Source organism: Acinetobacter sp. YH12235, from assembly GCF_013417705.1.
In the GTDB taxonomy this organism is placed as follows: domain Bacteria; phylum Pseudomonadota; class Gammaproteobacteria; order Pseudomonadales; family Moraxellaceae; genus Acinetobacter.
In genome coordinates, this window is the sequence record NZ_VPDL01000016.1 from 33,514 (window position 1) to 48,518 (window position 15,005).

At 43.4% G+C, this 15,005-nt stretch carries 15 protein-coding genes; 5 read left to right on the plus strand and 10 right to left on the minus strand.

Features of this window, described 5'->3' with window-relative positions; translation table 11 throughout:
- The first annotated feature begins 128 nt into the window (after window positions 1-128).
- Complete coding sequence (locus tag FTV13_RS09725) at window positions 129-998, plus strand: IS982-like element ISAcsp2 family transposase (RefSeq protein WP_016653396.1); 870 nt, start codon at window positions 129-131, stop codon at window positions 996-998.
- A gap of 110 nt (window positions 999-1,108) precedes the next feature.
- Here FTV13_RS09725 and FTV13_RS09730 read toward each other — a convergent pair whose 3' ends face one another.
- The 8 genes from FTV13_RS09730 to FTV13_RS09765 form a co-directional block, all read right to left on the minus strand.
- A complete protein-coding gene (locus FTV13_RS09730; RefSeq protein ID WP_004781728.1) occupies window positions 1,109-1,372 on the minus strand; it encodes a YdcH family protein in 264 nt (87 codons plus the stop codon).
- Between the two features lie 93 nt (window positions 1,373-1,465).
- Window positions 1,466-1,795: a chaperone modulator CbpM gene (locus tag FTV13_RS09735; RefSeq protein ID WP_004781729.1), complete on the minus strand. Its 330-nt coding sequence runs from the start codon at window positions 1,793-1,795 to the stop codon at window positions 1,466-1,468.
- A 511-nt stretch (window positions 1,796-2,306) separates the two neighbouring features.
- Complete coding sequence (locus FTV13_RS09740; RefSeq protein WP_159123422.1) at window positions 2,307-2,768, minus strand: DUF2147 domain-containing protein; 462 nt, start codon at window positions 2,766-2,768, stop codon at window positions 2,307-2,309.
- A gap of 187 nt (window positions 2,769-2,955) precedes the next feature.
- On the minus strand, window positions 2,956-3,417 hold the full coding sequence (locus tag FTV13_RS09745; RefSeq protein WP_180011908.1) for a DUF2147 domain-containing protein: 462 nt from the start codon (window positions 3,415-3,417) through the stop codon (window positions 2,956-2,958).
- Between the two features lie 277 nt (window positions 3,418-3,694).
- Entirely contained in the window at window positions 3,695-4,144 is a 450-nt protein-coding gene (locus tag FTV13_RS09750; RefSeq protein ID WP_179991985.1) for a DUF2147 domain-containing protein, read from the minus strand.
- A gap of 217 nt (window positions 4,145-4,361) precedes the next feature.
- Window positions 4,362-5,237, minus strand: a complete 876-nt coding sequence (gene hslO, locus FTV13_RS09755) for an Hsp33 family molecular chaperone HslO (RefSeq protein WP_180011864.1) — start codon at window positions 5,235-5,237, stop codon at window positions 4,362-4,364.
- Between the two features lie 50 nt (window positions 5,238-5,287).
- Window positions 5,288-7,144 carry a cation:proton antiporter gene (locus tag FTV13_RS09760; protein ID WP_180011866.1) on the minus strand — a complete coding sequence of 619 codons (1,857 nt, stop codon included), beginning with the start codon at window positions 7,142-7,144 and terminating at the stop codon, window positions 5,288-5,290.
- Window positions 7,145-7,217: 73 nt separating this feature from the next.
- On the minus strand, window positions 7,218-9,440 hold the full coding sequence (locus FTV13_RS09765) for a primosomal protein N' (RefSeq protein ID WP_180011868.1): 2,223 nt from the start codon (window positions 9,438-9,440) through the stop codon (window positions 7,218-7,220).
- A 149-nt stretch (window positions 9,441-9,589) separates the two neighbouring features.
- Between FTV13_RS09765 and gspF the strand changes: the two genes are divergently transcribed.
- The 3 genes from gspF to FTV13_RS09780 all read left to right on the plus strand — a co-directional run bounded on the left by gspF (window position 9,590) and on the right by FTV13_RS09780 (window position 11,983).
- Window positions 9,590-10,795, plus strand: coding sequence for a type II secretion system inner membrane protein GspF (gspF, locus tag FTV13_RS09770; RefSeq protein ID WP_034705070.1), 1,206 nt, complete (start codon window positions 9,590-9,592; stop codon window positions 10,793-10,795).
- A 70-nt stretch (window positions 10,796-10,865) separates the two neighbouring features.
- Window positions 10,866-11,363, plus strand: a complete 498-nt coding sequence (gene gspG, locus FTV13_RS09775) for a type II secretion system major pseudopilin GspG (RefSeq protein WP_218946463.1) — start codon at window positions 10,866-10,868, stop codon at window positions 11,361-11,363.
- Window positions 11,364-11,647: 284 nt separating this feature from the next.
- A complete protein-coding gene (locus FTV13_RS09780; RefSeq protein WP_034705833.1) occupies window positions 11,648-11,983 on the plus strand; it encodes a hypothetical protein in 336 nt (111 codons plus the stop codon).
- Window positions 11,984-12,143: 160 nt separating this feature from the next.
- On the opposite strand, the gene lnt is transcribed toward FTV13_RS09780, so the two are convergent.
- Together lnt and FTV13_RS09790 are read right to left on the minus strand one after the other, a co-directional pair.
- Complete coding sequence (gene lnt, locus FTV13_RS09785; RefSeq protein WP_180011870.1) at window positions 12,144-13,703, minus strand: apolipoprotein N-acyltransferase; 1,560 nt, start codon at window positions 13,701-13,703, stop codon at window positions 12,144-12,146.
- Complete coding sequence (locus tag FTV13_RS09790; protein WP_004781742.1) at window positions 13,700-14,539, minus strand: HlyC/CorC family transporter; 840 nt, start codon at window positions 14,537-14,539, stop codon at window positions 13,700-13,702. Before FTV13_RS09790 ends, lnt begins: the two co-directional genes overlap by 4 nt.
- A gap of 200 nt (window positions 14,540-14,739) precedes the next feature.
- Between FTV13_RS09790 and tusA the strand changes: the two genes are divergently transcribed.
- Window positions 14,740-15,000, plus strand: coding sequence for a sulfurtransferase TusA (tusA, locus tag FTV13_RS09795; protein ID WP_004781744.1), 261 nt, complete (start codon window positions 14,740-14,742; stop codon window positions 14,998-15,000).
- Window positions 15,001-15,005 lie beyond the last annotated feature (5 nt).

Genomic DNA, 15,005 nt, shown 5'->3' on the forward strand with positions numbered 1-15,005 from the left:
CATGCGGGCTTTTTTATTTGGACAGATTCTTTATTTAACCCGAATCGCGGATAAGAAATTGACTTGAAAAATAAGAGGACTAGAGCCATCAGTTGAGTTACCACACCAAACTCACAACTCTAGTCCTGATGTTCAATAGTACCGAATTATTCTGCGTAATTGATGATTTTTTTCTTAAATTTGAATCAACTTATTGGGAGTTTCTCAAACAAAACTGTGGTTCCTTAAGAATCAGAACTGCTCAACTCACAATTTCAGAAATCTGCTTTATTGCCATTTGGTACAAATGCTCTCATTTCAATAATTTCAAAGCCTTTTTCACCTGGTTAAAAGAAGATAAAAGCCATTTATTTAAGTACTTGCCTTGCTATCAAAGGATGATTCATCTGATCAATATGCACCAATTGGCCCTACACGCTTTACATGTGGCGCTGATGAAAGACCAAGCTACACAATATTTATGGATTGATTCAACAACTCTGCCAGTTTGTAAAAATCAACGTATTCAACGCCATAAATCATTAGTCCAAATTGCGTCACGTGGTAGAAGCTCAATGGGCTGGTTTTATGGCTGTAAATTACATATTGCGATGAATCAATTTGGTGAAATTGCCTGTTCTGCTTTATCGAATGGACATGTTGCTGACATAAAAATGGTTGAGCAATTGGTTGCTGGTATAGAAGCAAAACTTTACGGGGATCGAGGTTACATCAGCCAAGAATTAAAAATCAGATTGAAAGATCAAGGTATTGATTTAATTACTTATCATCGAAAGAATATGCAGGCTATTCAACTCTGTGCATCAGATGAATATCACCTAAGACAACGCAATAAGATAGAAACATTATTTAGTTTATTGAAGGGGCAATACAATTTAGTGACGAGTAAAGCACGTAGTCTTCATGGATTTCTGAGTGGAATTTACGCCTCACTATGTGCATATCAATTAACCCATCAAAATAAGCCAACAATTCAAATTAAGGAATCATCGGCTTAAGCAGGATCCGGGTTATTTAAGAACCGAAATCATTTAATAATCACATTGTAGATAAAACGGATGATTAAACCTTATATTGAAACATTCTTGGTTGAGAAAGCTGTTCTCATTTAGGTAAGCGGATCGGCTTCAGAGTTTTTCAGCATGCGATAAATTTCGTCTTTCAGTTTTAGTTTTTTGCGTTTAATCGCATCGATATCATCATTGATATGATTGACTGGATCGAGTTCAAGCTGGCTAATCTGTTTGTCCAATTCACTATGTTCCTCAAACAGTCGGGCAAAGTACGGATTTTCCTCACGTAATTGCACAATTAAATCACGGTATTCTGGGAACATATATTTGATCTTTTTATTGCAGTCTTTGGTTTTCATAGGGATATTTATCACTCAAAAAATAAAAGAAAAAAGCAAAATATGCCCTAGTCCGCATTGATCTAACTCAAGCAGACCGGACATTAAAACGCATTACTTGAAATGCAGATGTTTCACCTCACGACGTAATTCCTGCACTTCATCAATGAGATCCAGCATCATGGCAACGGCACTAAAGGAAGCATCAAAATCACGCTGCAAACGGTAAGCCCGTTGTGCTCGAGTAATATCTTCCCCGAGGAAGGTACCAGGATGCGTTTTAGAACGGTTCGGCAAAATTCCATGTTCAATGAGTTGCATCACCCATTCCGGACTTTGGCCACATGCTTCAGAAAAGTGGAACAAATCAAAGGTACGATCATCCATGATTTCAGAGGGGATATAACCGTTGGAAAAGTTTTCTCTATATTGAATTGTAGTCATAGCTCTACTCCTTAAACAGCCAGGCTTGAGACATTCAGAAAGGAAGGTCGTCCTGAAGTAGGGGAATGCCATAATATTTTATGGCCGCTGCGCTGTGCCCTAACGGTATGGGATGCTAGTTGAACCAGCATCCTGCCTAGAAGAGGAACTCCTATCCTATGGAAATCCTGCTTGAACCTGAACAGCTCAGTCTGAGCAGGGAAACAAAGATCTAGGCGGGCATCTGTTTTTATAGTTTTATCTGTCATTTGCAAACCATCCGCTGTTTGCAACACACATTTACCCATGCCTATGAATTGAGGAATACATGTCGCATGAATACTCCGTTTCAGAGTCCTTAGCAGATTGAATTGCAGCTGAAGATAGATCATTGTGTGAATAAAAAATAACCGTCTTCAATTCATTATTATGAGTTTGCGCTAAGGGAAACAGTTTTTATTTGTACTTAATTGTTTCAAATCATAACCATTAAAAAAGCCCCTGAAACAGGGGCATGGAAAACTGACAAAAATTAGTATTTTACCCAGGTAACACTGCGTCCGATAACCGAAACGCCTACATAACCACGCAGGGTCAGGCGTTTGCCATTGGCGCTTAAACGTGCTTTACCTTTGTAAACTTTACCGCTGATTGGATCAAGTATCTTGCCATCATGGAATTCGCGAGGTTTTTTGGGGTCTGCCTTAAAATCCCAGATAAATGGCAAGCCAATAAATGGTTTATTCTTAAGCTGTCCTGGACATTTGCTACAGATTCCCAGTTTTTCTGCACCTGGCAGGCTACGGGTTTCTACGATAATTCCCTCATAGCTGCCATCTGGTTTTTTACGGATTTCGACATCAGCACGAGAATAACCGGATTGATCATCGATAGTCTTCCATTTCCCCAGTAGTGGATCTTCAGAAGCAAAGCTTAAACCTGCTGCTGTTGCCAATGTGATCCCCATCATTAAGCGACTTAAAATTTTCTTCATAACATGCCTGTTGATCAATGATTATTCGTATTAGATTTATTACTCTAATTTATTCATAAAATGTAACGAAATCAATAGCACAAAATGTGATGAGATTGGCATAAAACTAATGAATTCATGTGAATTATCACATGACCTAAAATAAAAAAGCTCCTAAGGAGCTTTTATTAATACTCTGAATTCGAAACTAGTTTTTAATCCAGGTCATATTGCGTCCGACCGGTGCACCTTCAGCACGACTATGAATGGCAAGATGCCTGCCATTATTTTTCAGGCGGGCACGAGCCTGATAAAGCTGACCAGAAACCGGGTCGAGCAGAGTGCCGTTAATAAATTCATTGCTATGCTCGGGATGACTACTCAGTCCCTTAAGCATCGTCAGTCCAATGAGCGGCTGATCCTTCAATGCGCCTTTGCATAGGGTGCAAGTCTGCTGTCGAGCTGCCCCTGGAATCTCACGAACATGCACAATTTTGGCAATATAGTGATTCTGAGCATCCTTACTAATCACCACATCTGCCAGGGAATAACCGGTACGGTCATCAATGGTTTTCCAGTGGCCAAGCAATGGATCACTGTTGGCGAAAGCAGATAGACTGATGGTGCTTACTGCTGTAAGAATGATAGAACAAAGCAGTTTGAATCTCATTGCCACATTACCCCATGCTATTGAAAATATATTTAACTTCTTAAAGGCATAAAAAAATTATGGGATTAATATAGCGTGAAAAATACACTAAATACCAGTCAATAATCACATTAAATTAAGAAAAATGAATATGAGTTAAAAATTACGTTCATTCAGCATGATGAGAATGAGTAAGTATTTACGTGATAAGGAATGGGATAAAGATAATGATTTTAAGCTGTCCAAGCCTTTGATCTGGCCAGACAGCTTGCAGATGAGAATTTATAAAAAATGAGATTTATTCGACTTTCACCCAGGATACTGTTCGTCCGAGCATGGGTGTACCTACATAGCCACGAAGCGTCAGTACATTGCCTCGGGAATTCAGAGTTGCCTTGCTTTTATAGACATTACCGGTTAGTGGATCGAGAATTGCTCCATTAACGAATTCATTTTTCTTTTCTGGATTTGGTTTTAGACCTGATAAGACAGATAGACCCAGAATAGGCACGTCTTTCAGTGCGCCTTTACATTTAGAACAGTGGGTATGTGCAGGACGATTTGGAATGGCATGGATACGAACAACTTTACCCTGATAAGTACCATTATTGAGTTTACTGATTTCAACATCAGCACGCGCATAGCCCGTTTTGTCATCAATGGCTTTCCATGTCCCCGTGATTTCGGCTGCATAGCTGAAGCTCTGCGCAGCACATAACATCACACCCATTAAATATCGAAATTTCATTTAAAATCTTCCACTTATTTTTTTTGATTTTTTTACTTTGAAAATACCGTTGATCTTCTGATTCTATCGGTGTGCAAATTTTAATCATGAGGCAAGCTTGAAATTAAGTACATTTGTCTTTTTTTTATGAGGAATTTTGGTCAATATTTTATGAAAATATAAAATGAAAAAAGCACTCAATATTGAGTGCTTTTTTTGAGTCGAGCAGGGGCTGTTATTAACTGAGGTGTTCACCAAACAGGCTCAAAGCTTCTTCAGCCGTAAAAATATAACGGCTATTACAGAACTGACAGTCCATCTCAATTGGATTCTGGAATTCTAAAGTTTCACGAACCGATTCTACACCAATCTGCTGTAAGGCAATCGCACAACGTTCTTTAGAACAGGTACAGCCAAACTGCAAATGTTCTACTTCTGGTAAGCGCACTTCTTCTTCGTTATATAAACGATAGAGAATTTCATTGGCCTCCAGAGTGACCAGTTCTTCTGTTTTTAATGTTTCAGTCAGCATGGTCAGACGTGGCCATAAGTCTTCATCGACACGGCGTTGTTCTTCTTCACTGTTACGCGGTAGCAGTTGAATCAGTAAACCGCCTGCACGATTGTTATCACTGGCCAGCACGATACGTGTCGGAATCTGGGCAGACAGGTCATAATATTGCATCAGACAGCCAGCCAGATTTTCCTGATCAAGCGGAACAATACCCTGATAACGTTCACCAAATTCAGGCTCGATATTGATAAACAGCACTGGATTAGTCAGTGATTTTAAAACTGTGCTGCTATCTTCTGCTGCCTGAAAGTGTGGATCTTCTTCATAATCCGCCAGTGCACGTACTTCACCGCGATGGTTACATTCAGCCATTGCCCATTTAAATGTGCCTGAAGCCTGAATTTGTAGGCTGATACGCCCTTTAATTTTCAGGGTGCTGGCCAATAGTGCAGTGGCGCTCAGCATTTCACCTAACAGGATTTTTACTGCAGGCGCATAGTCACGCTGGGTCAAAATTGTTTGTAAAGCTTCTTCAAGATGCACCACTTCACCACGAACAGGGCTATCTTCAATAAAAAAGCGTTGGCGTAAATCAGACATAAAATTCTCCATAACCCTGCTTTAATGGTGGCATTATTGTAAAACACAAGTTATGCCAGATCATCTCTTATGGCATCAATTCCTGAAGCGTTGTTGTCCTGTTGCGTGTCCGTATCCTGTTCTGGTGCTTTTTTTAGCTGATCCTGAGCAAGAAGATGCTCCAGTTCTGCCAGTGTATTCCTTGAGCCTGCGAAATTAAACGGACTCTCCGTATCCGGATGAAATTGACGATTGAGCAGTTTCTGATCATGAGTATGAAACTCATGGATCTTTTGTTGCGCCTGTTCTTCAGACAGTCCGCTCAGCTGAACTAGCAGACACTGACTTAGTTCTAGTGCAGAAGCATAGGTTTCTCGCCAGATTCGTTCCACGCCCAGCTCCTGAAGTAGATGGACATGATGCCGGTTACGTGCCCGTACCCATAAAGACATGTCAGGATAATTTAAGCGCAGATGTCGGACGGTCAGCAGTGAATCTTCAATATCATCAATGGCGACAATCACATGCTGAACCGTATCCAGATTTGCCTGAGCTAAAGCCTCTGGCTCAGTCGCATTGGCCTGATAGAAGGTAATACCGTAAGAGGTCAGCAATTCAGTTGCTTCGATATTGCTGTCCATTACACTGAATTTTTGCTGCTGTTGCAGCAAAATACGGGCAATGATCTGGCCAAAACGGCCAAAACCGATTAATAAAATTGGTGCGGTATTTGGTGGAAGGCTTTCAATGTCAAAGGTCGCTGCCAAATGATTTTGCCGATCCAGTCGTGGCAGAATCTGGTTATGCAATAACCAGTAAAATGCCGGTGTGAGTAGCATGGATAAACTTGCCATCCACATTAATGGAGAGAGCAGGGTTGGAGTAATGATCTGCTGCGAAAGTGCAATGATGAGTGCCAGAAAAGCGAATTCACCACTTTGTGCCACACTGGCAGCCAGTAGCGTACTGTTGCGCCAACTATGCTGATAATAACGTGCCAATCCTAAGGTAATCGCAAATTTAATCAGGATCAGCGAAAGTGTTCCGGCAATAATCAATACGGGTTGCGTCAGCACATCGGCAAACTGCAATGACATGCCCAGACTGATAAAAGCCAACCCAATCAATAAACCGCTAAAAGGCTGCAGACTCTTTTCAATCGAAATCCGGAAATCAGAATCTGCCAGTAACATACCGGAAAATAATGCTGCCAGGTACAGATTCAGTCCCAGCGTATCCATCAGGACTAGTAAGCCCAAGAAAATGACAATGGTAACAATGCTATGCAATTCATGACGACCACTTTTGGCAATCCAGCGATAGAGCGGCTGCATGAAATAGCGGTTACATAGAAATAAGCCAGTAAAGGTAGCCATCATGGCCGCAAAATAAGCTATGCCATGTTCTGTTGAACTGACCCCAGCAAAAAGCGGAATCGCTGCAATGATAGGAATTGCAATCAGTGCATGAATCAGGGTGTTGGCATAAGCGGATTGACCATAACTGGTCGCCAGTTGTTGCTGATTATTTAAAAACTGGGTCACCAACGTCATGGCAGAGAGGCTGCCGGCCAGTCCGATGACAATGCTGGAAACCAGATGCTGATCGAGAAAGAACCAGGCCAGCAGGCTCAAAATCAGGGCCGTGCTCAGTACCTGTAAAATGGCCATAAACCACAGGGGTTGCCCAAGCTGAAGAATTCGTTGTGGTCTGAGTTGCAGACCAATCCAGAACATTAGGGCCAACAGGCTGATTTGAATAAAAGTCTGCATCACCTCAGGAGCAGAGATCAGCGCTAAGGCACTCGACCCAATGATTAAACCTGTCAGTAAATAGCCCAGCACTGTTGGCAGTCTGAGTTTATGGCTCAGTGGCACCATGAACAGTGCAATCGCCAGAACCAGCGCTATTTGTAACAGTATCGACATTTTTCCGCCTTAAATTTTATTTTCATCCAGTCTTAAAGTTGAGCCTTTATCAAATGAAGATGGTCTCAATATTTTAGCTGAGTTCTTGTGGATCGATATCCAGTGTCAGCTTCATATTGGATGGCTTATCCTGTAACAGGTTTTGCCACCAGCTACGGACATAATAATGCAAACGGGCACGGTCTGCGGACAATAGCACCATATGGGATTGATAGCGTCCGGCTTTGCGTTCCATCGGGGCAGGAATGGGACCCCAGATGTCCAGCACCAGATCGGGATATTGCCTGAGCAGGGCAGCATGTTTCTGTAAGAATTCGGTATTTTGTGCCTGATCTTTGGATTCACAGCGAATCAGCACGGCATAACGAAAAGGAGGCATCTGGGCGATTTGCCGTTCGGTCAAAGTCTGCTTGGCAAAAGCGCGGTAATTTTCAGTGACTAAGGTATTTAGCAGCGCATGATCAGGTCTTAGGGTCTGTAAATATACATCCCCTTTATGTTCCCCACGTCCTGCACGACCTGCGACCTGTACGATCAATTGTGCTGTACGTTCTGTGGCCCGGAAATCAACGCTAAGAAGACCAGAATCGATATCCAAAATTGCAACCAGCGTGACATAAGGAAAATGATGGCCTTTGGCGAGCATCTGGGTGCCGAGCAGAATCGCAGGCTCACTTTTCTGAATCTTGTCATAGATTTTCTGCCAGCTGCCAACCCGGCTGGTTGAGTCGCGATCGACCCGGATCACTTCAAAATCTGGAAAAAGCTCATTCAGATGTTCTTCAACTTTTCCAGTCCCCATGCCTAAAGTAGCCAACTCCTGATGCTGGCATTGCGGGCATTGTTCAGGCATACGATGAATGGTGCCACAATGATGACAATGCAGATGCTGATAAGGTTGCCGGTGCACAGTGAAATTGGCATCACAATTCGGACACTGCGCCTGCCAACCACAACTGCCACAGATCAATACGGGTGCATAACCACGACGATTTAGGAAAATGAGTACCTGTTCTTTTTTAGCCAGGCGCTTTTTGATTTCTTCAATCAGATGCAGGCTGATGCCATGCTGCTTTGGTGCCACTTTTAAATCCAGAATATGGATTTTTGGCATTAGTGCTGTACCCGCGCGTTGATTCAGTTCCAGCACCTGCATTTTGCCTTGCTGCACCAGCGCATAGCTGTCAATGCTGGGGGTGGCCGAACCCAAGAGGACTGGACATTGCTGTAAATGTCCCCGGTACAATGCCACATCACGGGCATGATAGCGAAAACCTTCCTGTTGTTTAAAAGACAGGTCATGCTCTTCATCCAGAATGATCAAACCCAGATTCGGCATCGGTGTATAGATCGCAGAACGGGTGCCAAGCACAATGGACGCTTTACCGGTTTCAGCGGCTTGCCAGGCTTGTAAGCGTTTACTGTCATTCAGGCCAGAGTGAAGCAGGGCAATATGACAATGGAAACGAGACTGAAAGCGGCTAATCGTTTGTGGCGTCAGTCCGATTTCAGGCACCAGTACCAGTACCTGCTTGCCCTGTTTAAGTACCTGTTCCATGATCTGAAGATAGACTTCAGTTTTGCCACTGCCAGTCAGGCCATCAAGTAAAAAGGCCTGATATTGCTTGCGGTATTTCAGCACTTGCTGAATCGCATGCTTTTGTTCCGGATTGGCCGTTAATGGCATCTGGGCCAGTTGTACAGGTTGCGGGCTAAAATCCTGTGCTTCCAGTACACATTCGCAAATCCCTTTTTTTTCGAGCGCTTTTAAAGTCGCTGTTTCTATTCCGGCCAGATTTAAGAGATTCTCAGTTGTTCCCACCGGATGTAGTTTTAGAATCCGATAGGCTTCCTGTTGCCTCTCGGAACGGCGAACCTTGGCTTCAGCCTCATGATCCAGCAATTTCCAGTTTCGGGCCAGCAGGTTATAAGGTTTGCCCTGACGCAATAAGGTCGGCAAGGCAGTCTGGATCACTTCCCCGATAGGAAACTGGTAATACTGTGCTGACCAGGTCAATACACTTAAAACCTGGGAATTGATAATGGCACGGTCATCTAAAAGCTCGGTAATTGCTTTCAGTTTGAAACTGGGATCAATCGGAGCATCTAGCGGTAATTTTTCAGTAATCACGCCGACCAGATTTTGCCGGCCAAAAGAAACCGCGACTCGGGCACCCACTTCTGCCTGCTGATATTGTTCCTGACTCAAGCTATAGTCAAAACAGTCAAACAGATGCACCGGCACTGCAACACGAACACGATAAACAGGGGCAGTAACGGGAACAGAATTTGGCATAGTAACAGAGTGGGTCCTGATGAAATTTCGTCGTGCTCAAAGTTCAGTTATGTTAGAGTGAGCAGATAATTTATATTGAAGAATATGAATGATTTTGATGGTCTGACGCAACAGCGTTAAGCAAAATTTTGGAAAATTAGAGCATTACAATGCCTGCATATCAGTTTACTGCGCTTGACGCTTCAGGGAAGCAGCAAAAAGGCGTGCTTGAGGGGGATTCAGCACGACAAATCCGGCAACAGCTTCGGGATCAGGCGCTGATTCCGGTCTCTGTAGATCCGGTTGAGAAAAAAGACCAGCACTACCGTCGCAAATGGTTTGAAAAAAGCATTACTGCTTATGATTTGGCTCTTATGACCCGACAACTCTCGGTACTGGTCGCTGCCGCAATTCCGCTGGAAGAAGCTATTCGCGCCGTCGGCAAGCAGAGCGAAAAAGTTCATGTGCAAAATCTGCTGATGTCAGTACGTTCTAAAGTGCTGGAAGGACATAGCTTGGCTCAGGCGCTACAACAGTCTGGACGTTTTCCAGAGCTGTATATTGCCACCATTGCGGCTGGTGAACGTTCTGGTCACTTGGACCTGATTCTGGATCAGTTAGCTGACTATACCGAAAACCGTTTTGCTATGCAGAAAAAGATTCAAGGGGCGATGATCTATCCGATTATTTTGCTCTTGATGTCTTTTGCAATTGTGATGGGTCTGATGACCTATGTAGTACCGGATATCGTCAAGACCTTTGATCAAAGTAAAGATGCCTTGCCTTGGATTACAGTGACTTTAATGAAAGCCAGCGATTTTATCCGGATCGCGTGGCCATTTTTATTGATAGGGAGTGCGGTAGGTATTTTTCTTCTGGTACGGTTTTTAAGAACAACGGCTGGGCATTATGCTTTTGATCGCCTGACTCTGAAACTACCTTTATTCGGAAAATTATCACGTGGCATTAATGCTGCCCGTTTTGCCAGTACCTTATCAATTCTAACCCAGTCTGGTGTGCCGCTGGTGGATGCCTTACGCATCGGGGCAGCGGTAAGCAATAACTGGGTGATCCGGGATTCGGTTAATCTGGCTGCTGAAAAAGTCACTGAAGGTGGGAACCTGGCTACCCAGCTGGAACGTAGTGGTTATTTCCCCCCGATGATGGTACAAATGATCAAAAGTGGTGAAGCCTCGGGGGAGCTGGATCGTATGCTGGAACGGGCATCGACCATGCAGGATCGGGAAGTGACCACGCTGATATCAACATTACTCGCGCTTCTGGAACCGCTGATGCTGGTACTCATGGCCAGTATTGTGCTGGTAATTGTGATCGCGGTGATGCTGCCAATTGTCAATATGAATAATATGATTTAAATAACATGTGTAACGTCTACGAAGAATTGAAAGTGCCTGAAACTTTCTAAAGATGAATGAGAGATATTGAATGAAAAGGAATCCAAATCAAGCCAAAGCCCCTTCAATTACAGCTGTTAAACCTACCGTACGTGTGAGCCAGTTACGTGCCCATCGTGCCTCAGGTTTTACCCTGATTGAAGTAATGGTGGTTATTGTTATTCTCGGTGTGCTTGCGGCCCTAATTGTTCCAAATGTAATGGGACGCGGTGAAAAGGCTAAAGTGGATACCACAGTCATCAAATTGCAAAGTATTGCGGGTTCACTGGATCAATATAAGCTGGACAATGGCAAATATCCAAGCATGCAAGAAGGTGGTTTGGATGCACTGGTAAATCAGCCAGCAACAGCGAAGAACTGGCTCCCAGGTGGCTATGTGAAAGGAGGTTACCCAAAAGACAGCTGGGATAATGACCTGCAATACGTGATTCCAGGAACCAATGGTCGTGCTTTTGATTTGTACTCTTTTGGTGCCGATGGACAGGCAGGTGGGGAAGGAACTGATGCTGATATTTATTACCAACCTTAACTGATAATTATTATAAATTAGTAGGTTATTGAATATATCACTTCACTTGATTGATTGTTTCAATATTGGGTGAAGTGATAATAACTCTCAATCATAAAATATAATATAAATAACTGAATTTAATGCTATTACTATAATATTGATGATTTGATAGTTATAATAAGAATTATTCCCATATTTATCTATTACAATTATCGTAAAATGTGAATAAATATAGACTTTCTATTTACAAAAAATAGCTCATAATATTCTTAATGGCCCTTTTTTAGCCAAAGGAGAATGGTATGAAAGCATTAATATTGTCGGATGAAATAAACCAGTTTCATTGGTCGATGCTGAAATCTGTTCTTTTGGTTTTAAGCATTCTTCCAGCCAGCCAAGGAATTTTGCATTTATGGCAGACCACTGAAGGCAGCAGCCAGATTATGGTGGGTTTCTTTGCCATTAGCATGATGAGTACCTTATTCGTACTATGCTTCTGGTCAGCATTAAAAGCATCTGTCGTGCAGTTTAAACAAGAACAGGCTTCTGCATTTGAAAACGGTATTGTACAGATCTATCGTTATATTCCAATGTTGTCACTGGCGAGCATGTTGTCTTATCTGGTGATCCAGTTTTAATAACATTCTTAATAAATATATAGATAAAAAACGAGGCATGAACCTCGGTTTTTTATCGCCCCTCTCTTTTTAAAAGGGAGGTCGGGAGGGGTTTAGAAAATTAATCCCCCTTCTTGCGCCATATAGGACTCACCTTTTGCAAAGGGGGCTTTTGAGAGAACTATCTTCTAGACTTAAAGCTGATATCCACTTTACGTGGGCGGAAGCGCCAACCCAGTAATAATAACAATACGGAGAAAATCAATACTGGCCAGTCGCTGAGTTTCATGTAAAGCGTTTCACCCTGCATGGCGGGTAGCTCACCGCGGAGTATAGCTTCTTTATCCATGGGTGCACGTTTCACAATATGACCATTGTGGTCGATGAACGCAGTTACCCCAGTATTGGTAGCACGAATAAACCAGCGACCATTTTCCTTGGCCCGCATTTGTACCATCTGTAAATGTTGCTGTGGACCGGCAGTGCCAGTAAACCAGGCATCATTAGATACGGTCACCAGAAAATCGCTTTGGCTGGCATTACGACGAGTCAGGTTTGGATAAGCCACTTCATAGCAAATTGCCGCACCTAGAGGATGGTTTTTCACATTTAATGGTTTCTGGATATCCGCACCACGCGAGAAACCACTCACCGAAGGGTCGTTTTGCAGAGCTGGCAGTACCCAGCTAAGTGCGCCAGAAAGTGGAATATATTCCCCAAAAGGCACCAGACGCTGCTTCTTATACAAACCACTCGACTCATTACCGGTCGCCATGATGCTATTGTAATATTTTGGCGTGCCTGCTTCCTGTGACTCAGCCAGATCCCAGAACGGAATACCTGTGACCCAAGCTGTTCCAGATTTTTCTGCCTGAATTTTCATGGCATCCAAGAAAGGTTCGATGTCGGTCTGGAACATCGGAATCGAAGATTCTGGCCAGACAATTAGGTCACGTCCCCATTCAGTCTTGCTCAGATTGGCATAGATCAGCAGAGTTTTTACCTGATATTCAGTTAACCATTTCAGGTCCTGAGGGATATTGCCCTGAATCAGAGAAACAGTGAGCGGCTTTTCATTTTTTTCTTGCACGAAAGTCAGTTGTGCAGCACCCCAGGCACCCAATAACAAGAGTGCAGAAGGAACGATCCAGAAGACCCGTTTACTTAAAATTTCAACCAGTGCACAGGCTAGAACAATCACCACAAAGGACACCCCAAATACGCCAAATAAAGGCGCATAGGCATCCAGATAGAGCTCAGTAAAAGCATAACCTGCAAAGAGCCATGGGAAACCGGTAAATACCCAGGTTTTGGCCCATTCAAAGATCACCCAAAGTGGGGCGAAGGTAAGGGGTGTTTCCGGGAAAAATCGACGATAAATAAAAGTCTGAAGCGCAGTAAACAGTCCCATGACGATCGCCATGATCAGGATCATGATTACGCTCAGGAAAGCACTGGTATCGCCATACACATGAATAGAGGTATAGAGCCAGAATGCACCCACAAACCACAATCCAATCCCATAAGCCCAGCCAATCCCAAAGGCCTGTTTCGCACTACGACCACGGACGCAAGCATACAGTAAGGCAGGAGAGAGAATCGCCAGCCACCAGTAATGATAAGGTGCCAGTGCCAGGCTAAAAATAGCGCCGGCAAATAAGGCAATCAATACAGGATAAATTAAGGCTAGCTGCTTTTGCTGCTGGGCTGGATTTAATAGCTTATCGAAATATGCTCTCATTGGCGCACAGCTCGAATTAAACGAATAGAACGTGAATCTGCCTCAAGAATGGTAAATTGCCAGTTTTCCAGTTCAATCGTCTGACCTTCCAAATCATTTACCAGACCAATTTCTTGTAATAACAAACCGCCCATGGTTTCAACTTCATCATCGGAGAAATTGGCATCTAGCATATTGTTAAAATGCTCGATTGGCGTCAGCGCTTGTACTACCCAGGTATTGGCTGTCTTCGGGTCTTGATCCGGAACAATATATTGTGCTTCTTCATCCGCAATATCATGTTCGTCTTCAATTTCACCCACAATTTCTTCGAGAATATCTTCTAATGTCACCAGGCCTGAAGTTGTACCGTACTCATCAATCACTACCGCAATATGAGTCTGGGTATTTTTCAGCATACGTAGAACCTGATCCGAACGCGCACTTTCCGGCACAAACAGCGGCTGACGCATCAAGGCACGAATATCGACTTTGGAAGAAGGCTCGGTCAGGAAAGGAAGCAGATCTTTGGCCAGTAAAATACCAACTACATTATCCGGTTGATCCGATGAGAACACAGGGAATCGCGAATGCGCAGATTCAACTAAAACATGCAGAATTTCCAGAAGTTGGTCATCTTCCTGCAAGCTAATCATGGACGTTCTTGGCGTCATGACTTCACGAATTTTGGTGGCTGGCAGATCCAATACGCCTTCCAGCATTGCAACAGTATCGGGTTCTAAAAATCGACGTGAATCTTGTACTAATTTTAGCAGTTCGTCGCGAGTTTCGGGTGCAGTTCCCAGCCATTTACGTAAGCCGCGCATACCCCACGACGGGCCTGATTCCTCGTGCATGATCTTTCCTAAAGACTCTTAATATCTAAAAAAACGTGATTTTATCATACCGCAGAAAATACGCTTGTCTATTGTAATTATGCTGCGCAGACTTGATCGCGCGGGTCAGTATGGTTTTGTGAATTGGTTCAAAGCGCGGGCTGCAATGCGATAGCCGCTTTATGCTAAAATAGGCTAATCTTAAATTCCTGAGTCTGTCGATGTCTGAAGCCGAAATTACGCCAAGCCTGCAATTGAATACCCGTGGATTACGCTGCCCTGAGCCAGTGATGATGTTGCATCAAGCCATCCGTAAGTCTAAAGCTGGTGATGTAGTTGAAGTTTTTGCTACGGATAATTCGACCTCTTGGGATATTCCAAAATTCTGTATGCATCTCGGCCATGAACTGCTGCTTCAAGAAGAACGTCTGGATGAAAATGGCAATAAAGAGTTCCATTATCTGGTGAAAAAAGGCGGTTAAGAGAT

What these genes read in the sequence shown, in the direction of transcription:
- FTV13_RS09725 (WP_016653396.1), top strand. Translation starts at nt 129, where the DNA reads ATGTTCAATAGTACCGAATTATTCTGCGTAATTGATGATTTTTTTCTT.
- FTV13_RS09730 (WP_004781728.1), bottom strand. Translation starts at nt 1,372, where the DNA reads ATGAAAACCAAAGACTGCAATAAAAAGATCAAATATATGTTCCCAGAA.
- FTV13_RS09735 (WP_004781729.1), bottom strand. Translation starts at nt 1,795, where the DNA reads ATGACTACAATTCAATATAGAGAAAACTTTTCCAACGGTTATATCCCC.
- FTV13_RS09740 (WP_159123422.1), bottom strand. Translation starts at nt 2,768, where the DNA reads ATGAAGAAAATTTTAAGTCGCTTAATGATGGGGATCACATTGGCAACA.
- FTV13_RS09745 (WP_180011908.1), bottom strand. Translation starts at nt 3,417, where the DNA reads ATGAGATTCAAACTGCTTTGTTCTATCATTCTTACAGCAGTAAGCACC.
- FTV13_RS09750 (WP_179991985.1), bottom strand. Translation starts at nt 4,144, where the DNA reads ATGAAATTTCGATATTTAATGGGTGTGATGTTATGTGCTGCGCAGAGC.
- hslO (WP_180011864.1), bottom strand. Translation starts at nt 5,237, where the DNA reads ATGTCTGATTTACGCCAACGCTTTTTTATTGAAGATAGCCCTGTTCGT.
- FTV13_RS09760 (WP_180011866.1), bottom strand. Translation starts at nt 7,144, where the DNA reads ATGTCGATACTGTTACAAATAGCGCTGGTTCTGGCGATTGCACTGTTC.
- FTV13_RS09765 (WP_180011868.1), bottom strand. Translation starts at nt 9,440, where the DNA reads ATGCCAAATTCTGTTCCCGTTACTGCCCCTGTTTATCGTGTTCGTGTT.
- gspF (WP_034705070.1), top strand. Translation starts at nt 9,590, where the DNA reads ATGCCTGCATATCAGTTTACTGCGCTTGACGCTTCAGGGAAGCAGCAA.
- gspG (WP_218946463.1), top strand. Translation starts at nt 10,866, where the DNA reads ATGAAAAGGAATCCAAATCAAGCCAAAGCCCCTTCAATTACAGCTGTT.
- FTV13_RS09780 (WP_034705833.1), top strand. Translation starts at nt 11,648, where the DNA reads ATGAAAGCATTAATATTGTCGGATGAAATAAACCAGTTTCATTGGTCG.
- lnt (WP_180011870.1), bottom strand. Translation starts at nt 13,703, where the DNA reads ATGAGAGCATATTTCGATAAGCTATTAAATCCAGCCCAGCAGCAAAAG.
- FTV13_RS09790 (WP_004781742.1), bottom strand. Translation starts at nt 14,539, where the DNA reads ATGCACGAGGAATCAGGCCCGTCGTGGGGTATGCGCGGCTTACGTAAA.
- tusA (WP_004781744.1), top strand. Translation starts at nt 14,740, where the DNA reads ATGTCTGAAGCCGAAATTACGCCAAGCCTGCAATTGAATACCCGTGGA.